This window comes from Mesorhizobium sp. M6A.T.Ce.TU.016.01.1.1 (assembly GCF_003997065.1).
GTDB lineage: Bacteria > Pseudomonadota > Alphaproteobacteria > Rhizobiales > Rhizobiaceae > Mesorhizobium > Mesorhizobium mediterraneum.
This window is the reverse complement of the sequence record NZ_RZTJ01000013.1, coordinates 23,464-42,768: the sequence shown is the minus strand read 5'-3', so window position 1 is coordinate 42,768 and position 19,305 is coordinate 23,464. Positions and strand designations below refer to the sequence as shown.

Here is a 19,305-nt window from a genome sequence, read left to right as displayed (position 1 = left end):
CAGCATGGAAAGCACCCACATCTCAATTGCCCTCCACGGCGGGTTGCTTTTTGACGAGGCCGGCGACGCCGTCGCGGACGACATTCATCAGGATCTTGAGCAGGGTCAGCACCCCGGCGATCTTGAGCGCCAGGGCGGCGTCGATGCCGAACATCGTCCAGTCGAAGCCGACCAAGCTGGTGAGCAGCAGGATCAGCACATTGATCAGATTGTGTGCGGCATTCGTATTGAACCACTTCATGGCTTTGCCTTTCGAAACAAAGAGGGGACCTTTCGAAACAAGGGAAGGATTGCGGCGACCAAGGAGGCCACGACTACGGCCCAGGGCCGGACTCCAGCCTTGCCCGGCTCTGCCTTCGGAGCCGAAGGCGTGGGACCTTCCGGTTGTGGAGCCTGTGGGATCGGGACAGGCGCTGGAGGCTGCGCTGGGGCAGCGGGCGGCCACGGCGTGTCCTTGATCCCAGACCATTTGCGGAACGCGTCGGCAAGCCGGGTGTCATAGGCGTTCTTCCTGTAGGACGCGCCGTTGTAGCCCTTGGCAAAGCCGGCCCAATCATGCTTGCGCAATTTGTCGTCGAGCCGGTTCGCGGCAATGAAATTGACCGCCGCCGCCAGCTGCAGCGCCTCGTCCTCCATCATGGCTTCGACCATGGCCTGCACGGTGAGGAAGCCGGCCGCCTTGAAATTCTCGCCGAGAACCTGGCCGAGACCCCATGACGCCGATCTGAGCGCCGCCGTCTCGTCGATCGCGCAGGCGGCTTTCAGGCGCGGATAGCTGTCCCGGGGATACGGCTTTTCGCCCCACCTGACATAGGCAAGGCCAGCCGCGACAGCATGTGCCCGCGCCGTCCCCGACAGGTTGCGAAAAAAGACATGCGGCTCGAACAGGATGATCGGCCGGCCCTGGGCGTCGAAGCCATGCCCGCTGGTCTCGACATCGAGGAAGGCATGGATCTCATCCTCGCCGACGCCGATCCTGGCGCCAAGCCTCGGCAGATCGAGATCGGTGAAGGCGCCTGGCGGCGCCCTTGAACGTGGTGTCCATGGGTTTCCTTTCCGCCCTCGCGGGCAGGTTGATGTTTGCAAGCGATTGTGTGAGATGAGCCCAAAGGGGAGGATGGGCCCATGTCGCAAGATGACGGAACGGCCGCAGCGCGCTGGACGGTGAAGGCCGAGCTATGCGCGGTCGGCCGCGACAAGCCGTTGCTTGTGGCTTTGGCAGCGATCTTCTGCCTCTATTGCGGGGTGGTCGCGGGGCCAATCCTCTATGCGTTCCTGGCCATCCGGGGCATGGCGGAGTTCTTCAAGTGACGGTGTCGACCATCTGAGAACAGCTCGATCCGTCTTGCCACCTCAACCGAAATTGCTTAGCCGGGATGAAACTGCTCCCATCAACCGTTCGTACCTTGTGGGACACAGGGTGCGGGAGGGCACGTGACAATAAGGATCAGGCTTCCGGGCGGGACGTTGAAGATCAAGAAAAGGGACGAGCTTCGCCGCCGCGAGCAGAAGCGCGAAGTCCCGGTCTGGCAGGTCGGAAAGTACTTCATCGTCTGGTGGCCGAGCAGCATGTCGCCGTCTGGGCGCCCACCAAAACAATGATCCCGAGCCTGCGACCCGGACCCATCTGGAACCAGTTGCAGAAATAGCCCCAGAAATAGTCAACGACCGGCCATTGACTATTCCGCTGCGGAAGCTCTCTAATTGCTGCACTGCACAATTGGGATTGGGCTGATGACGGTTCGTATCAAGTTGCCGGGCGGCACCTTGAAGATGAAGGTGTATCGGGAATTGCGCGAGCGCGAGCGCGCCCGCCGCGTACCGGTTCTGAAGATGGGTTCGCTGTATTTTACCTGGTGGTCGAACCGCCAGCGTCCTTTGAACGGCCAGCCGGGTGCACCGGACGATCCTGACCGGCCCCAGGCAATGCGTTGACACCCTGGACCGTCATCGGGCGCCTGCGCTCAAATCCTTCCGGAAATAGTCAAAGAACTTGCCTATCGGCTGTTGACTCTTCCCTGGGGGAAGTTCTCTAATTGCTGCATTGCACATCATCGTTGCGTTGCACGGCGGGAGTTGAACCGATGGCAGTGCGTATCAAATTGCCGGGCGGCACCCTGAAGATGAAAGTTTATCGCGAGTTGCGGGTGCGCGAACGCGAGCGCCGCGTGCCGGTCATGAAGATAGGTTCGCTGTATTTTATCTGGTGGTCGAACAGCCAGCCTCACAACAGGCCGCAAGACAACCATCAATAGCTGTTGCGCCATTCGCCTGCGTATTTAGCGCCGCTACGGCCTCGGCGCCGTTGATAAAGTTACCGGACCACTCATCCGGTATAGCCCAGCCGATCCGGCGTCACCCGCTACGTTCTTTCCAGAACGTTCCGTTGGATTTTTGCGCCTGGCGACTACGCAGGGGGCTCTTCTTCGGAGCGAGAGAATTCTCTTCGGCAATTTTGAAGGGCGTCTCGATCAGAGTCGCGATCGATATGCAAGTCCGTGCGAATGGCGAACGCCAACTGCGCAGGCTCTCCAATCAGAGACACTGTTAAGCCAAACGTATTAGAGCGTGAACGCGGGACTATCGCGCTTGCAAAGCGCCGCCGCTTGCCGCAAATAGCGGCAGAAACGTGGGCAGCCTAATGATAGTGATGCGTACTGACCAGCCGGTAGCACAAAGCCTCAAGCGCTTTTCGGCCCATTTCCGATTCTTCGCGGGATCGCAGCTTATCGCCGAAAGGTTGCCGAAATCGCGTTTCGGGCGAAACTGAGATGCCGTTCGTTCCACGGTTCATGTATCGCCTAGCTGGCATCAACGCCGGCGCCGGCGCGAAGATGAGTATCCAAAGCATTCGCACCGCACGGCGCGGCCATCATGCGATCGGCGAGGAATGTATCCTCCACTGCGCTTTTTCCTTTGACCGGCCCGACGCAAAGATCACCGTCGGCCAGCGCAGCTACATCGGCAAGAGCCACCTCGTCGCGGCCGAGCGCATCGAAATCGGTAATGACGTGATCATAAGCTGGGGCACCACGGTCGTAGATCACAACTCGCATGCGACAGGATGGCAGAATCGGAAGGCCGATGTCGCCGACTGGCATCAGGGAAAGAAGGACTGGTCGAACATCACCATCGCGCCGGTGAGAATTGAAGACAACGTCTTTATTGGCTTCAACACCGTTATTCTGAAAGGTGTGACGATCGGCAAGGGCGCAGTCGTCGGCGCCGGATCGGTAGTAACAAAAGATGTGGCGCCCTTCACCATGGTTGGCGGCAACCCTGCCAGGCAAATCGGCGACCCAGTGGCTCGATCAGTGGCTTGAGCACAGAGCTCCGGCCATGTAAGCGACACTGCGCATTGCGGCTTTAGGCGCAATTTTCAGGAACTCTGTCCGCACCTTGTACTTCAGCCATCCTTTTGTACGACCTGCCAAGTGTTGCTCATAGGCGAGATCATGAGGAAAGACTTTAAGCCGCTCGACCGCCAGTCCGGAGGTCTTGAGCAGGTTTTCGAATGATAGGGTGGTATAGAAGTTGATATGCCCAGACGGCCCCGACATGCGGATGGCGCGGTCTAGCCTTCGCGTATGCTCCAGTGGGACCTCGATATAGAGCTTTTTGCAGACCCTCGCCGCCTCTGCCAAGAACAAACGTTCGTGTTCGACGTGCTCGACGACGTGGATCGCCAACCCCAGATCGAACGACTTGTCGGAGTGCGGAATGTGGTAGCCGTCAAAAACATCGAGGCTCTTCAGACTAGGGATTTTCCGTGCCTTGATGGCCTCAATACCCGAGGTCGAAATCTCGACCGCTCCGAGTGTCTTTGCCAGATTTCGCTTGTTGAGTTTGTCCAGCACAGCTCCTTCACCGGCCCCAATATCAAGGATCTTTTCGAAGGTCTTCCCCTGGAGGATCGCTTCGATATGACCGACTGACTGCTGCGAAGCAATTTCGCGTTTCGCAGCTACTTTGCCATCTGCGTAGTAATCATCATAGATCGCTATAATGCTGCCGGCGTCCGCCATCGACAAATCCTCCTAAGGATCGCCCCCGCCAACCCGACCGTGCCATAGCGCGCGAACCGCGTCCAGTACGGACTAGGAGCCACCAAGCCACATTTCGACGAGACCTTCGGCATCGTCCTTAGGCATTGTGATTTCTCGACAATGAGTCGGGTCACTGGGCTTGGTAAACAGAATTTTCTTGCCGACGATCACCCATTCCTCACCTTCTTCGAGCGTCGCGATCACTTTACCCTTGCGTCGAATTGCGAGTGGCATCGGCTATCCCCTCTCCGCGACGTATTCGACGAAGCGCAGCGCGTTGCCATAGTGGCCGGCATCGTTGTAGTGCAGGCCCTCTTGATAGGCTCCTGAATTGATGTAATCGAACCCGTCGATCGGGATCGTCAGCACATTTCGCGACCGGTAGGTTTGGCGAATCGCGCCAAGCGCTGCATCGTAGGTTCGGCCACCCGTATAGCTGCCGTTCCACGAAGATGATGGCCGCGTCGGCGGCATGACAATGATGCGGGGCGCCGAGGCCGCTTCCAAAGTGTTGATGATCGAAGTGATGTTAGCCGAAATCGTAGCCGGCGGCGTGCCGAAACTATCGTTGATGCCCAGGGCGAGGACAGGCACAATCTTGCCGCCAGCATACCCGCATTGAGCGATGGTCGAGGCAAGGCGCGGCGCGTTGAAGGACGCGAAGGTATAACTTCCGTGCGCGGCGCGCAACGTGCGCAGGCGCGGGCGCGAGCCGGCCGCCTTGATGCCGAGCCGGATAACCCCCGTGATCTCCACAGGTCCGCCTACGGCCGTGAGCGTATAATTCCCGCTCGCAGCCTGCCCTGTCAGGGACGGGCCGGAATATTGATCGAGCGCCAGGGCGCCGGCAGCGTTCACAATCTTGTAGGCTGCGTCGCCGTTAAAGGCGAAGGCGAGCGAACCTTGACCGGCGTCCTGGGTGTAGTGGACGTCGACCTGTTCATAAGCTCCCGTGAACGCCAGGGACGCGCCATCCGCAAGGATGATGCTTTCGCCGAGCGGCCCACGCGTTCCCGTCGAGACGATTCCGCTGGTCGTAACGCCATAGAAATCCGGGGTGTACGTGGAGCTTGGCCGGAGCGCCGTCATGCCCGGTTCATCGGCCGCGATGCCGAGGTTGGCGAAGCGGGTAACGAGATTGAACCAGTGCGCCGGGCCGTTGCTGGCCAGCGCCCAATGACCAATGCTATCGGCGATCAGGCAGAGCACATCATTGTTAGCGATATGCTCCGCCATCTTAGTGCGGAAGCCGTCATAGAGGTTGTAAAGTGATGGCTTAGGCGAAATGAAGAACCTCTCGCCGTTCACTATAGGCTTGCCCGGTCCATTGAACCCGTTTCCGGACGCAGGCATGGCCGTCAAGGCGAAACTGCCGGGCGGCACATAGGGATATGGATGCGCGGCCGCAGCGGCGGCAAAAATTGCTGTCGCATCAACGACACCATTTGGGTCGGCGTCCGCCAGCAGAGCCAGCCCCGTGTTCTCCCCTCCGCCGGTCAGAGCCCGTGAGACGTCGGCAATAAGCCCAGTCTTGATCGTGAAGGCCACCTCATAGCGGTGCTGGGTGGATGAGGCCACCGTCGCGCCGTTCGACAGCGCGCCGGCCCTGATCCATACGGGGATGCCCTGCGGATTGACGCTGTTTTGAAACTTGTAACCGCCGCCGCTGATCGCCGGATACTGCCCCGCTGCAATCGGGATGCTGAGAGGGATTTTGCTCATACCATTGGCCAGCGTGATCTGATGGGTGCTGATCACGTCGACGGTCGGGTCGCCATTGTACTGGATTACGTGAATGTTGGCAGTTCCGGGTCCGCTTGCGCCAACGTCGACATCGGTGATGTAGCCATCGGCTTCTGCCGGAGTTTGGAAAACGACGCTGTAATTTGCCGGCGTATTCGTCCCGGTGTTGACCAAGGCCGGCCAACCAATCACCTGCTCTGCACCCACCGTCTCTTCGAGTCCGGAAATCGAAGCATAGGCCGTCCGTGCCTTGGCGGAAACTTCGCCCGCAAATGTAGCTTTCCATTGTGGGCCATTGGTGAAACCGACCGATTTTGCCGTACTCACTGTCGGGACAGCGGCCGTGAACCACTCGCTTTCGCCATTCGGAATTGTCCCCAGCGTATAATACCAGGTGCCGGAAATCCACTGGACGCCTACAACACTGCCGGCCGGCTTCAAGATTGAAAGCCCGCTGAGAGTTGAAACGCCGGTCGCGACAATGACCTCTTGCTCGGAGACCTTCGTAAGCGTGCCGTCACCTTCAACATGGGCTATGACCACGTTCAAAATGCCGACCGTCCCCATGCCAGTCTCTAGAGCCGTCAGATACTGGTCAACGGTCTTCAGAGAGAGCGGCCAAAAGTAAACGCTTGGGTTGCTGACGGCCGTTCCCGCACCGGTAATGGCGACGGGACCGGCCTTTTGCGACCCGATCAGGGCGGCGATATCGGCCGGCGTCGACACCAAGCCAGTCTCGGTCGCAACCGGCCCTGCCGCCACTTGGTAAAGTCCGAGCTCCCTCGCCGTGACTGGCGTCCAGAAATATTCGCCAACGCCGACATTCCGGCCCAGGACCGCCGCCGCACTTGCGCCTGCCAACCCCGCCGATGCCGCGAAATTGAAGCTCGGCGCCACTGTGTAGAAGCCCGGCGCTGTGACCAGGATCTGCGTCAGGGCGCCGCCGGCGACCACGAACCGCCCGGCGGCACCCGAACCGGCGCCGCCGGTAAACGCCAGGTCGAAGGCACCATCAGTGCCGCCGGAGCCCGTAGTGATCGCGCCGTTGCCAACAACGCCAAGGCCGATCGCCGCCGCGATCGTCGGAAAGATGCCCTTGCCATACAAAGACGCATCGCGCGCCGCCTGGGCGCTGGCCAGATTGGCCGCGGTAGTGACGACATCGGCGGCGGTTTGTCCGGCATTGGCGGCGGAGGTGGACGCGCTGGCGGCTACCTGGCCGGCACTGGCCTCAGTGGCATCCTTCAGCACCTGCGTTTCATCGCGCAGCGCTTCGACCTCATCGACAACGTCAGAAATGTCGGGCGGCACAAACGGGATAATCGCAATGGCATCGGTGCCCACGACCGGCTCGTCCGCCGTAAACTGGAACACCCGGTCGGAATTGGCTGACCCGACCTGCGTGTGAACCGTCGTTCCCTTCTGCAGGGTGCGGGCGGTGCGGGCGTCGGCGGCGCGGAACCATCCGCCTTCGCTCACCGTGTAGATGCCGTTCTGCGTCGGGTCGGCCTGGTCCTTGACCAGCACCCGGTCGCCGACCGCCGCCGGCACATCGTCGATGGTCTGCAGGCCGTAGAGGATGACATTGACCGTGGTCGCCAGACGCACGGGTTCGCGTTCGCCGGTCAGAAGTCGAACGGCGGCAGTTGCAGGTCGGGCCATCAGGCTTGCTCCATGAAAAAAGCCCCGCGAAAGCGAGGCTGGAAAGTGTTCTGAGATTTCGCCCACGGGACGTGCGGTCCATGGCGTATCGGGGGAAGGTTCCGGCCCTTGGGGCGCGGAAGAAACGTAGCTGGCTTAGCCGGGGTGTCCGCTGCGGTTTATATCAATCTGCCAACGCGCCTCTTTGTCCAGCCTGCGATTGTCAGCCCGCACGCCATGCCGGCGCAGTCGGCAACCCAGTCGAGCACATCCATATCGCGCCCTATCAGTTGCACGCCTTGAAGAACCTCGATCGCCGCGCCGGTCAAAGCGAGGAGAACAACCAGCCTTGCCTTGTGTTCCGGCCAGCCGAGGCTTCCCAAGGCCGCCAGCACGACGAAGGCGATGGCGTGGTTGAGCTTGTCGTCATGAAACGTGACCGCCATGCCGAGATCCGGCAGGAACCGCACCGGCAGAAGAGCAAGCAGGAGAACGCCGGTCAACGTGACCAGAAAAACGATCCTTGCCATGATCGGAAAAGAGTCTACGCGTAACAAGATAGGTCAGTCCTTCATCTGAAAAGTCTGGCTCGCCTGACATGGTCCCGACAGGGAACTACCAGCTCGCGCAACATCCGAGCCTGCGGCACGCCATAGGCTACCATCATGACCATAATCAGACCACCGGCCGGTGCGCGCACGATTGGCCGCGCTTGTCGGCGAGCCCAGTACATCACTCTCGAAGTTCCGGCAGAACCTTTTCGTCGAGGAATTTGAGACGGCTGCCCAACATTTCAGCGTAGCGGGATTCGCCGGCACATTGACAGGGATCAACTTCGCCACCGACTTCCCCTGCCGCGCGGCTTCAACCCATTCTTCCATGGCGCCTATATATCCGTCCAGCGCGTCATAGGGATTCTTGGCGTCGTCACAAGGTATATATGTTGGAGGCACATCGCCAACGATCACCCATATCCACTGAGCCACATCGGGTCTGCCGGGCACGATCTCGAACAAAAAAATGTAGATTATGCCATCGGCGCCGTATCCGAAGTATTCAGCTTTGATGGCTGAAACCCAATCATAGAATTCAAGATATTTCCGGGCTTCCCGACGTGCAGCATCAAGCTCTTCATCGCCTGTGCTTTTGTCGGTCGACGGCAGGCGAGTGACGCTGCTTAGGTCTGGGATGGCAGTGTTCATGTTATTTCCTAGGATTTCCCAACGTTGCAAAGGTTCAGCTACGGTCAATGCAATGGAGGCCCGAACAAGATTGCACCTTAGAGCCCACAGAATTTTCGGGGCAACATCTCAAACAACTCGGTGGTCATCTGCCACCCGGACCTTGTCGTTAGCTAAGGTTGATACGAACGGGTGTTCCCGGTGGCAGGTCTTTAACTTGAACTATCAGTTGGCCCATGAAGTGCCAATAGATCTCCAAGTCCGATAGTTCCAGATTTTCGATTTCGTCCTTGCCGTTCAGAAATAGCGGTTCTTTATAGCCTATGCATTGGTTATACGCAGGCTCGGCGCCGCCCGCGCCCCGCCAATCTGCGTACATGTTGGCGGCCAGCGCTGCCTCTTCGTCCTCCATAAGTTCGACTTCGTGGAAGGTCCGGATATTGGCAGGTATCTGAAGGGCCTGTCCCGTGCCCGGTTCGAACATCACGACACCTGGTTCCCCCTGCTCTAGCCGCCACGTATCGGTCGCGAATGCGGTCCCCTGCCAATCGTAACCAAAGCAGGTGATCCGCCCAGTGAATTTAGGGAAACCCAGGCAGACACGTTCATTCCAATCCGCCACCTCTGACGCACGAATGATGCGGTACAGACCATGCTTGAACGAAGCACCGCCGAAACTGGAGAGCAACTCGCTCAATCCGCGGATTTTCGAATCCAACGGGAAATTGCCACTGTCGGTCGGTAACCTGCCGTCCATTGGAAAGTTTCGAATGAACCTCTCAAACACTAGCGATCTCCAATCGTCACTTTGTTGATTCTCGTCCCGTGAGGGAGATTCTTGATTTGGTTCTTTATCTGGGCGCCAAAACTCCGATTCACGCTCAGATCTAGGCCGCTAAAGTTAGATAGTGTTTCTTGCCCATTTAATTGCAAATCAACTATATGATCGACGTCCTCGTTAGGCGCGACCTCGTTGCCAGCCTCAATATACCTGCGGCGAGCCGGTTTCGAATCCCGAACCGAGTGATGGTTTACAGAGGTCTCACGATCAGTCAGCCGCTGGGCTTTGAGGCTTGCTGCTTCTCGTTGCGCATCATTCCATTTTCGCATGTAGCGCATGCGCAAGTCATCACCAACGGCGATGTGGCTGCCGCCGCCGGCGACGCCCTCGCCCTCCATTGTGAGCGGCTCTGGAACAGCCTCCGAAACCAGAGAATTTGTAGGTTCCGGGCTTGCGGCAGGATCAACATCGGCGGGCCGACCGGTGAGCCTTGCCACCACCTGGCTGCCAATTGCACCGAGCCCCTCGGCAAGGAGATTGCCGCCAGCGCCCCAAAGCGCGCCGTTGGCAATCCCCCACGGAACGTTCTAGCCTGTGTTGAAGGCGTATGCCCCGCCATAAGCGCCACCCGCCACGCCCCCTACGCCGGTTCGGGCGGCAATGCCGGTCAAGCCGGTCTCCGCCGCCGCGCCGATGCCTGCCCGGCCTAGCAAACCGATTGCGCCCTTTACCAGGCCATATCCGCTCAAGCCGGCGCCGAAGGCCTCGGCTGCCCAACCGGCCGAGCCGGCCCGGTCCTCGGCGTCCTCGGTCTCGGCCCGCTCATTTTTGAGAAGGTCCTCGTAATTCCCACCCGACAAAGCGGAGTCCAGCTTGGCGGAGATCGCATCCGCACCTCCGGCGGCCGCGCCCTTAGCCGTGAGGCGACCGACATCCGAGAACGCCAAGCCGAATTGCTGTAGCCACGGCATGGTGCTGTACTGAGCCTGCGCCGGATGTTCCCCGATCCACGCCAGCCCATTCTTGAGCACCGCAACCTGGGCTTCCAACAATTCTGACGTGACGTTCGGATCTTGGGCAACCTTGGCTCGCCATTGGGCTTCCGCCGCCAAGGAAATCTGTTCGGCCATCGCCTTGCGTGCATCCGGGTCACGAACCGCCAGGACAATCGAACTCAACTCGGCAAGACGCGTTTCGAACGGCACGCTTTGGTCGATATATTTCGCGGCCTGTTGGTCAGCTGCGGCCCAGGGCAGCGGCAGCATCCCGTCGAAGCCCATCTCTTGTTGGGCAGCGACGGCCCAGGTTACGGCAGTCTTGTAGTCGTCCGGAGTTGAGACCTTCCTCCAGTCGGGAGCCTTGTCTTGGAATAGTTGGCTGATATAGCCGACGGGGTCGGCGCGTCTGGCACCCAGTACCAATTGCACGGCGCCGGCCTTTATCTCGTATTGCTCGCGCTCTTCTGGCGAACCGTTTGGGCCGGGTTCAAAATCCCGAAGCTCAGCATGTATTGCTTGGTTCGGCGCCGAGCGCATGTCGAAGACCGCACCGGCAATGCCAGCCGTAATGTTGAATTTCTGGAAATGCCTGATGCCCTCTTCGGCACCGTAAATGTTGACGAAATCCTGCTCGGTCGGCTTCTTCTCGGGATATTTGCCCGTGGTGGCGATGACGGCCGGGGCATTCTGCTCTGCGAGTTGCACCTCGGCGCGGGCATCGACGAGTTGCGCGGCATTCGCCGTGTTGGCCTGATTGCGTAGCGCTTCAACTTCGCCGGGCGCCAGGTAGGTGATGGCGTCGATGGGTGCGGTGCCAGTCCCGTCGCCCTTCAGAGCCACCGCGCTGGAGCTACCGCTCGATGCATTGGCGGCACCGGCGACTTGGGTGATGTCGCTGCCAGAGGAATTCGCTGGCTGCACCACGCCGAACATTTCGAGGGCCCGCGTGGGATCCTTGGCAATCAACGCCTGGAACCGGGCCTTTGCCGTGGTGCTGAACCAGTCTTTCACGATCTGCTGCCTGATCTGCGGGTCGAGCCCCATCTTGTCGATCAGGTTGAGCCCGTCCTGCCGGGCCGCTTCGAATGTGATGGTATCGTCCGGGTCGCTCTGCGCGATGGCGGTAGCGTTGGTTTCCAGCACCGTGCTGAGCTCGGTTTGCTCATAGTCCTGGCGGCGCTGAACCTGTTTCGCCGCGATGCGCGCCGAACCGGCCGCGCGCAGGATTTCCTTCTGCTTGATAAAATTCGCGCGCTGACTCTCGGGTATTTTCGGCAGGATGCCGTCGAACAGCGTGTCAAACAGGCCTGGCTTGACCACCTGGCCAGTGCGTGGATCGACCTGGCCATACATGCTGTCATGCAGGCCGCTGCCGTCTGCCGGCGCGTTCTGGGTCGCGTCATTCTCGGCCTGCGCGATCTGCCCGTCGAACTGCCGGCGGACGATCTCGGCATCGAACGCTTCCTGCTGCTCTTTCTGCTGCCGATACCGCTCGGCGACGGCCGAGAGCTCGTCGCCAAAGCCTTGCATGGCGGCGCCGAGCGGCGAGCCGCCGGGATAGGAAACCACGTTGCCGGTATCGAGCCGGCGCTGGGCGAGCTGGAGGGGAATGGTCGCCATTTATCGCATCCCCGCCCACGGATCGTTGAGTGCCGAACTGCCAAAGATCACGGCCCGGTTCGGCGCCGATGCTGTCGGGGTCGAACCCTCGCTCGGGTCCTGGATTTTGGAGAGGCCATCGACGAGATTGCCGCCGGCCTTGAAGATTGAGGCGGTCACCGCCTGCTTGCCGGAAAAGCGCGAGATCGCAGCCTGGGTGGTGAGGCTGTTCTGGCGCAGCTGCGAGCCGTATTGGATCGCCTTGATGTCGAGCTGGCCCTGCCTTGCATTGGCGGCCAGCACCTCAGTCGGCGAGCCTGCGATGCCGACGCCCGAGGCACCCGCCTGGGCGCGCGCCTGCGACAGCAAGAGGTCCTGCTTGTGAAGCTCCTGGCCCTGTTCGAAGGCCGCGCTTTGAGCCTCGGCCTGCGCCTGCTGCTCATAGGCCTTGGCCTGGTAGTCGGCCATCTGCCTCGACTGCTGGCCTTCGACCAGCGCGCCGCCCACCGAAAGAGCCGTGCCGATAAGGGCAAGTGTGCACATGGTCAGCCTCGTTCGCTGGCGGGAATGAATTTGCTTTTGACACCTTCGACCGGCGCGCCGAGCGCCGGGCGCGGGTCGAGCGCGCCGCCGGGGCTGAGGAAGGACAGAAGCAGCCTGTCGGCCTGAACCGCTGGCCGACTGAGACGGGCAGGCACGGCCGCGTGCGGTCCGGCCATGGCAGCGCGCCGGGTGGTGGTCAGATTGATTTTGAGGTCAGCAACGCCGGCGGCGTTGAACAGGCCGTTGGCAGTGGCGATCGCGCGGACGAGCGCGTCGGCCTCGAACAGTTCCTGGCGCAGTTGCTCGATCAGCCGGTGGACGGTGCGCCAGCGCTCGCCGAGCGAAGCGGCCTTGGACTTGATCTCGTCGCCCAGGGCGACGATGTCGGCCCGCGCTTCCCTTTCGGCGGCTTCGGCGCGGCGCTTGTTCGCCGCCTCGACGGTTTTCTCCAGCAGCGCGATTGCCGCATTGCAGTCGGTGAGCGCGGCGCGCAGCTCGCCCAAGTCGCCGTCGCCGAAGATCGCGCGATCCTCGGCCCGTTCCAGCTCCTGTTTGCGGGCGGCAGCATTGTTGAGGTCGGTGTCGAGCAAGGCGATGACGGCAGCGAAATCGGCAGCCGTCCGCGCCCTGCCGAGATCTTCGGCATGGGGGAATGGGGTCACGGGGAATTCCTTGTGGGAAAGCGATGGAGGGCAGAGCGGGTGATCTCCCCCCTCGAGGGGGAGATGGCTGGCAGGCCAGAGGGGGTCGTCCCGCGTGGATCGGCGACCCCCTCTGTCGCCTTCGGCGACATCTCCCCCTCAAGGGGGGAGATCAGCAGTTCCTAAGGCTCGGCATCAAAAACCGGCGTGAACGCCCGAATGGTGCAGGGCGTCGGGTTGACGTGGCGGATCTTCACTCTGCCCTGCCCTTCCCAGCTGTCGTCGATCGGTACCTCGACATTGCCGGTGAACAGGCTGGCTCTGCCGTCAGGCGCGACAATGCTCGGCATGCGCACCTTCTCCCAGCGGCCGCGCAGGGAGGACTGCACTTCGAGCCCCGACATGTCGGTCTCAAGCAGCGAAAGCATCACCTTGGCGATCTTCTTGCGGCGGCCGACAATGGAGCCGTCGCGCCCGCCGACATCGAGTTCCAGCGTGTTGGCCTCACAGCGGTAGCCGAGCCCGACCTGCCATTTGCTGGCCACGGCGCCGCCCGGTAGCGTCACCTGGCCGGCAGCGACGGGCAGGCCCTTATAGACTTTGCCGCCGGCCAGCACGTCGACGCTCTCGCCGTCGAGATGATCGAGCCCGGAGATGGCGTTGACGGCGGCCCCCAAATAGGTCAGGCCGCAATCGACCTGAAAGGCGTCGTCGAGGCCGCCATATTCGAACGGCGCCGTCATGATCTCGATGGTGCGCTTGGTCACGCCACTGAGCGTGCGCTTGACGAACAGCCAGACATCGTCGGCGCCGTTCTGGCCTGGCGTCACAACCGCACTTTCAACGATCGCCCATTCCGAACCGGCAAAGCCGCCACCGAGGCGATGCCGGTGCATGCCGCGCACATCCTGCGACGGCTGGTGCGTGTAGCCGCCGAGCTCGCCATTTTCGAGCGGGAACCACAGCACCGGATCGGGGTCGGTCTGGAACGCCAGCTCGACGACGCCTTGCTTGGGAATATGCTCGGAGACCTGGCCGATATCGTCGGAGGTGAATTTGCTGACCGAGGTCTGCACCAGCTCGGCGATCGACTTGCGGCTGCGGGTGACATAGAGGAACGACTGCCCGGCGGCGACCGGGCGGATGCGGGCGCAGCCGAAGGTGCGCGAATTGCGGTTCTTGAACGACGACGGTGTCAGCGCCTCGTCGATGCCGGAGCCCGACAGCGCCCGGACACCGCCTGATGTGCCGATCAAAAGCGCACCGTCGGAATCGGCGATCCAGACGATGTCGTTGGCCTGGCCGCCGCCGGCCTGCACGAATTCCAGTGCGGCGTCGTCCTTTTCACCGAGCGCAAAATTGTCGAAGTCGCCGGTCGCCGAGGCATAGACCGAGAATCTACGGCTGAAGGCCAGCCGTTCCTCGTAGAGCGAGCCGGTCTCGACATATTTGCCCGGCACGAAGGTGCCGAGCCGCCAGCGGGTGATCGGGCTCAGGTTCGGCAGAGCATGGTTGTGGAGCACGATCTTGACGACGGTGGGGCTGGTGCGGCTGGTGATCCTGGCCCAGCGCCAGCGACCGTCCGAACCCAGCAGCCGGATGGCGCGGCCGACATCGCTTGACTGGAAGCCGGCGTCGCCATTGATGCCGACGATCGAGGAAGCAGTCAGGTTGAATGGCGTCTGGTCCGAAGCCTTGATGTGGAAGGCGATTTCGGCGCAGCGTGTGTGCGTTGCGTCGTCGCCGCCGCCGCCGCTGAAGACGATCTGGTGGTATTCATAGGCTGTCGAATTGGTGAATTCGTAGAACCTTGTCTCGCTGTTCGACCAGCCAGTCTCCGCCGTCCTGGTGTCCAGGGTGACCCAGTTCGCTCCATCGTTGGAACCCTGGATTTCCCAGGCCGTGAAGAAGTCGAAATTGGTCGTCGCCTTGCTGGCCGCGGTGATCCAGTAGGCATCGACGACGCGCTGCGCGGCGGACGCGTTGCGGTAGCGGATATAACCGATCGAGTCGCCGGCGATCAGTATGTTCTGGACCCTGTCGCGGTCGAACATCTGGTAGGCGTCGGGATCGCCGCCCGCATTCGAGACCGTCCCACCTGGCGTCGTATTGCCAGTCATGGCCGGCGTCAGATGACCGGTCTCGGCTGGCGTCAGCGTCGTGCCGGTCTCGTTGATGTCGTCATAGGGACCGTCGAGGAATTCGAAATCCTCCAGCGTCCATGTCGTGTGCGCGGTGCGCGTCAGCACCTTCGGTGGATAGTCCTTGTGGCTGATCCACATCTGGTCGGCAGACTGCACATAGGCGAGATCGAAGAGGTCGGCTTCCGCATAGGGCGAAGCGACCTCGACCGTGCCGACGCGGGCGCCATAGGCATAGACGCGGATATAGAAATCGCCGAACTCCAGGCAGTAGGCCTGCTCGGAGGAGAAGATGAACGGGATGCCGCGCGTTGTCTTGGCCGCGTTCTTTACCTCGCCGACGAAAATGGTGCCGCCGCGCTTCCTGATGCCGCCATGCGGCAAGGTGACGAAATTCTCGCATTTGGAAAGCGCTGCCCGATAAAGATCGAGCGAGGCGCGCGCATGCAATCGCGGACTGATCTCGCCACGAACGAATGTGTCCTGGACCGGATAGAGCGTCGTCATCAGCGCGCAAACCGGTTGTCGCCGCGCTGGATCGCCCAGGACGACGTCGAAAGCCTGCCGCCTCGCTGGATGGCGTTGGTGTGGAACGCCGCATCGAGCGCCCGGTCATAGGCACCGCGGGCGATGTCGATCATGCCCGCCTTGTGGGTCAGCGGATGCGCGATCTTGATGGCGAGTGCTGCAACCAGCACCTCAGTGAACAGCGCGTCCCAGTCGTTCGGATCGGTGAGATTGGCGACGTAGCGGATGAGGCGCGGCCCGGGCTGGTCGCAATAGATCAGCCCCGCTTCCTGGCGCCACGAGATCGGCATGCCGTCCGGCTCGCCATTGTGGGTCAGCGGCAACGGGCGCAGGCAGTCCACGGGCAATTCATAGGCAAAGTTCAGCGTGCCCGCGCCGCTACCAGTGTCGGCTCCGGCGACCGTGGCCGCCAGGATGGCGAAGACCCAGGCGTGTTTCGTCAGTTCCGCCTCCCGCGTCAGGTCGAAATGCAGGTTGAGCAAGCGCGCGGCTTTCACATCCTGGTCAAGGCTGTCGATCGGCGCCTCGTCGAGGACGCCAAGCGCCATGTTGGCGATGTCGAGCGGGGTGATGGCCATGGTTTTAGGCCTCCGTGAGTATGGATCGGGAAAAGCAGGGCATGGCGGCCCCACGGCAAAAGCCGCTTCGTAGCGGCTGGGGATTTGGTGATTTTGGGCTTGAGCAAAACGTTCGCACGTCTTGTGCGTGGAACCCGTCACGATACCAACCACCCGTCAGGAAACGGGTGGCGTGGGATGTGTTTTCAGTCCCTTGTGCTCGTTCGAGCAAGGAAAAGACGATGATATTGTCGCTATTGCAGTTTCACGATGTCGCCGCGCAACGCGGCGATGACTTGCGGCCTGAATTCCTGCGGCATCAGCCGAGGCGTGCGCTCGTCGAGATCCGCCGCCCTGCTTCGGCTGACTTGGCAAAGGCGCTTGCTTGCAGCTTTCCGGCACCTCTTCCCATCGCCAAACCCTTGTCCAGGGCGTCTTGAAGACTTGTCGTGTAGTAGGCGGTGTTTTCCAGGCCGCTGAAGAAGTTTATACGGTGAACTTCCCCCTTTTTGCTTATGACAACGCCCGCTTTTCGGAGCACTTCCTGAACCGCCTTATATGTCATGTTCATGGTTACCCTCCTTTGCCAAGACAAGGCAGCATCGCCCTTTTGTGTAACCGTTTGGTGACGGCGATTGATTAAAGTGCAACATGAATATGTTGCGAGCCCCCAAGACTTGTTTCACTCTGGAGCAGCGCAGCGCGTGAATCTGGAATTCGCTACATTGGCCGACCTGGCGTCCGGAAGGGGCGGGAGATCTGATACTCCCGCCCTTCCGGTCCGATCACGCCTCGGTCGTCTTCAGCGCGATGAACGTCATGTTCTTGACGTTCGACGCAGTACGGTCCCAGTTCGCCGCCAGCGCAAGCTCGGCGTCAGTGGCGAATTCGCCGGCCGAGGAGGCGTCGAGGAAGCGCGTGCCCGGAACGTGCGGGACGAAGTGCCGGCGGCCGACCATTTCGGTGACGCCGCCGCCATGGCCCTGGCGCGGCTTGCGGTCGAACTCCAGCGGCCCGCCTTCGGTGTTGACCGGCAGCTCGTTCCACAGGATCGCCTTGTCCTTGAACATGAATGCAGTGTAGACGCCCGCCGCGACCGGGATGTCGTCGTCGACGACGGCCCGCAAGCCCATGTAGTACGGGATCAGCGGCCCGCCCTGCTCGGAGGGCGGCACATAGTCGATGAGGTCGGCGAGCTTCAGCGCCTTCATCTGCTTCGAATGCATCCAGATCGTCTTGAACTTGTCGGCGCGGTCGCCCATCAGATAGGCGGCCTCGATGATGTCGGTGTCGACGATGGAAGCACCGGTGACGCGGACGAGGTCGCCCGCATCATTGGCGATGTTATCGGCCAGCACGCCTTTCAGGATGCCGAGCAGCGTCAGCTTGTTGGCACGCTGCCAGTAGTCGGTCTGGCGGCGCACGATCAGCTTCTGCGGGTCGTCGCCGGCAAGGATCGAGGTCAGGTCCGGAATGCCCCACGCCTGGGCGCGGACATTGCGGGCAGCGACCTCGCGGCGCGCGCCGATCTTCTTCATCTCGATCGAGTCGGTCGGATCGTCATTGACCGGCTCGGACGGATCGTTGCCGAGATCCTTCCAGCCGGGCATGTCGACGGAGCGGCCCCCCATCGAGAGTTTCGAGGCGATGGCCGGGTCGGAAAACAGGATCCCGGCTTGATAGATCTCGAGCGACTGGACATGCTCCTCGAACGAGTATTGTGCATAAACGGACGGAACGATCGCGTCCGCGATACGGGTGTAGGCGTCTGCCATTTTTGTCTTCCTTCATGGGTTGATTGGCGGAGAAGGTGTGTTGAGATTCAGGTCAGGCCGAGCCGGAGTCGAAGACGGGCGCGAAGCGACCAAACAAGGTGGCTTTTGAGAACTGGAGCGGAGCGGACATTTGGGTCCGTGAGCACCGGAAGCGCAGAAAGCCGTCGTTTGCAGGCCGGCATCACCTGGATATCGACACAGCTTTAGAGGGGGTTGTTGGGCATCCACAGATCGGGGTTTTCGCCGGCCTCGCGTGCCAGCCGCCGGGCGCGGGCGGGGTCGCTTTTGACGAGGGCTGAGATATCAGTCAGGTTGCGTTCGCCGGCGGCGTTGCGCTTGAAGGGGTTGCCTCCACTCAAAGCCGCGCCGCCGTCGATCGTGTCTTCCCTGAACATCGCCTCGCCGATGGCGTGGAACGCCTTGGCGATCTGCGGATCGGTCAGCGCCCCGTCAGGCAGAAGGATGCCTTTCGCCTTGTAGGCATCGACCAGGCCGAGCTTCTTCATCGCCCGGTTGGCGACCTCCAGCCTCTGGCGAAAGCCATCGCTGTCGGTCGGTCCCCAGTCCCTTACCAAGTCGTCGTGGGTGGTCTCGACCGAACGCGCCAGGGTTTCTTGCTGCATCTTGGCCTGCTCGGCCATGTAGCCCACGAACTTGTCGTGATAGGCCTGCGCGACTTTTGGGGTCGCGCCTGCCTCGACCGCCCACGCCTTGGAGGCGTTGGCAAGCTCGTCCGAATAGGCGAAGTTTTCGGGGAGCCCGTCGGGACGCCTGTACTCGACCTTGTCAGGCGACGTCAGCGGACGCATCGCCAGGGGAAGCAGGGCATGGAACCTGTCCCAGTCTTCCCCAGGTGCGTCCGCCGCGGGAACGCGCAGGCTCTCACCCTGTTGCCGTTCCAGCTCCGCATAGGACGTGAAAACCCGATCGAGGCTTTCAGGCTTGGTCCAGCCCTTGGTTTCAGCGAGCTTGCGGTTGCCTTCGGAAAGACCGTCAAACCAACTCTTGCCGGCCGACGGGGCTGACCCGTTGTCCCCGTTGGCCGGTGGCCGTGCAAGGTTGCCCGCCGGTGGTGCCGCCACCACGGACCCGGCGTCTGCCATATCTGTCATGAGATGTTCCTTTGTTAAG

Annotated in this window: 21 protein-coding genes; 4 read left to right on the top strand and 17 right to left on the bottom strand. The window is 61.4% G+C overall.

Going from position 1 to position 19,305, the window contains the following annotated elements; translation table 11 throughout:
• Window positions 1-22: 22 nt before the first annotated feature.
• Window positions 23-241, bottom strand: a complete 219-nt coding sequence (locus tag EOC94_RS21920) for a hypothetical protein (RefSeq protein WP_127293414.1) — start codon at window positions 239-241, stop codon at window positions 23-25.
• Entirely contained in the window at window positions 238-1,086 is an 849-nt protein-coding gene (locus EOC94_RS21915; RefSeq protein WP_245465625.1) for an N-acetylmuramidase family protein, read from the bottom strand. The genes EOC94_RS21920 and EOC94_RS21915 overlap by 4 nt, the downstream gene beginning before the upstream one ends.
• Before the next feature lie 39 nt (window positions 1,087-1,125).
• Between EOC94_RS21915 and EOC94_RS21910 the strand changes: the two genes are divergently transcribed.
• From EOC94_RS21910 to EOC94_RS35095, 4 genes are all read left to right on the top strand, one after another.
• A complete protein-coding gene (locus EOC94_RS21910) occupies window positions 1,126-1,311 on the top strand; it encodes a hypothetical protein (protein WP_127293412.1) in 186 nt (61 codons plus the stop codon).
• A gap of 423 nt (window positions 1,312-1,734) precedes the next feature.
• Window positions 1,735-1,935: a hypothetical protein gene (locus tag EOC94_RS21905; protein ID WP_095482675.1), complete on the top strand. Its 201-nt coding sequence runs from the start codon at window positions 1,735-1,737 to the stop codon at window positions 1,933-1,935.
• A 149-nt stretch (window positions 1,936-2,084) separates the two neighbouring features.
• A complete protein-coding gene (locus EOC94_RS34150) occupies window positions 2,085-2,255 on the top strand; it encodes a hypothetical protein (RefSeq protein WP_185928304.1) in 171 nt (56 codons plus the stop codon).
• Between the two features lie 516 nt (window positions 2,256-2,771).
• A complete protein-coding gene (locus EOC94_RS35095; RefSeq protein ID WP_127206649.1) occupies window positions 2,772-3,323 on the top strand; it encodes an acyltransferase in 552 nt (183 codons plus the stop codon).
• Here the strand turns inward: EOC94_RS35095 and EOC94_RS21895 are convergent.
• From EOC94_RS21895 to EOC94_RS21825, 15 genes are all read right to left on the bottom strand, one after another.
• Entirely contained in the window at window positions 3,312-4,025 is a 714-nt protein-coding gene (locus EOC94_RS21895) for a class I SAM-dependent methyltransferase (RefSeq protein WP_127293410.1), read from the bottom strand. The genes EOC94_RS35095 and EOC94_RS21895 overlap by 12 nt on opposite strands.
• Before the next feature lie 72 nt (window positions 4,026-4,097).
• Window positions 4,098-4,280, bottom strand: a complete 183-nt coding sequence (locus EOC94_RS21890) for a hypothetical protein (protein WP_127293408.1) — start codon at window positions 4,278-4,280, stop codon at window positions 4,098-4,100.
• Between the two features lie 3 nt (window positions 4,281-4,283).
• Window positions 4,284-7,340, bottom strand: coding sequence for an SGNH/GDSL hydrolase family protein (locus tag EOC94_RS21885; protein WP_127293406.1), 3,057 nt, complete (start codon window positions 7,338-7,340; stop codon window positions 4,284-4,286).
• A 269-nt stretch (window positions 7,341-7,609) separates the two neighbouring features.
• Complete coding sequence (locus EOC94_RS21880; protein WP_127293404.1) at window positions 7,610-7,960, bottom strand: VanZ family protein; 351 nt, start codon at window positions 7,958-7,960, stop codon at window positions 7,610-7,612.
• 33 nt (window positions 7,961-7,993) lie between these two features.
• Window positions 7,994-8,632, bottom strand: a complete 639-nt coding sequence (locus EOC94_RS21875; protein ID WP_210212090.1) for a hypothetical protein — start codon at window positions 8,630-8,632, stop codon at window positions 7,994-7,996.
• 148 nt (window positions 8,633-8,780) lie between these two features.
• Entirely contained in the window at window positions 8,781-9,398 is a 618-nt protein-coding gene (locus EOC94_RS21870) for a T6SS immunity protein Tdi1 domain-containing protein (protein WP_245465624.1), read from the bottom strand.
• Window positions 9,398-9,889 (bottom strand): hypothetical protein, encoded by a 492-nt coding sequence (locus EOC94_RS21865; RefSeq protein ID WP_127293402.1) that lies wholly within the window; start codon window positions 9,887-9,889, stop codon window positions 9,398-9,400. The genes EOC94_RS21870 and EOC94_RS21865 overlap by 1 nt, the downstream gene beginning before the upstream one ends.
• Window positions 9,890-9,979: 90 nt before the next feature.
• Entirely contained in the window at window positions 9,980-11,920 is a 1,941-nt protein-coding gene (locus tag EOC94_RS34630; RefSeq protein ID WP_245465623.1) for a hypothetical protein, read from the bottom strand.
• A 90-nt stretch (window positions 11,921-12,010) separates the two neighbouring features.
• Window positions 12,011-12,532 (bottom strand): hypothetical protein, encoded by a 522-nt coding sequence (locus EOC94_RS21855; RefSeq protein ID WP_127293400.1) that lies wholly within the window; start codon window positions 12,530-12,532, stop codon window positions 12,011-12,013.
• 2 nt (window positions 12,533-12,534) lie between these two features.
• Entirely contained in the window at window positions 12,535-13,194 is a 660-nt protein-coding gene (locus EOC94_RS21850) for a hypothetical protein (protein ID WP_127293398.1), read from the bottom strand.
• A 161-nt stretch (window positions 13,195-13,355) separates the two neighbouring features.
• Window positions 13,356-15,821: a hypothetical protein gene (locus EOC94_RS21845; protein WP_127293396.1), complete on the bottom strand. Its 2,466-nt coding sequence runs from the start codon at window positions 15,819-15,821 to the stop codon at window positions 13,356-13,358.
• Window positions 15,821-16,420 (bottom strand): hypothetical protein, encoded by a 600-nt coding sequence (locus EOC94_RS21840; RefSeq protein WP_127293394.1) that lies wholly within the window; start codon window positions 16,418-16,420, stop codon window positions 15,821-15,823. Before EOC94_RS21840 ends, EOC94_RS21845 begins: the two co-directional genes overlap by 1 nt.
• Before the next feature lie 298 nt (window positions 16,421-16,718).
• Window positions 16,719-16,970: a hypothetical protein gene (locus tag EOC94_RS21835; RefSeq protein ID WP_127293392.1), complete on the bottom strand. Its 252-nt coding sequence runs from the start codon at window positions 16,968-16,970 to the stop codon at window positions 16,719-16,721.
• 214 nt (window positions 16,971-17,184) lie between these two features.
• A complete protein-coding gene (locus EOC94_RS21830; RefSeq protein WP_127293390.1) occupies window positions 17,185-18,174 on the bottom strand; it encodes a Coat protein in 990 nt (329 codons plus the stop codon).
• A 203-nt stretch (window positions 18,175-18,377) separates the two neighbouring features.
• A complete protein-coding gene (locus tag EOC94_RS21825; RefSeq protein WP_127293388.1) occupies window positions 18,378-19,286 on the bottom strand; it encodes a hypothetical protein in 909 nt (302 codons plus the stop codon).
• Window positions 19,287-19,305: the final 19 nt, after the last annotated feature.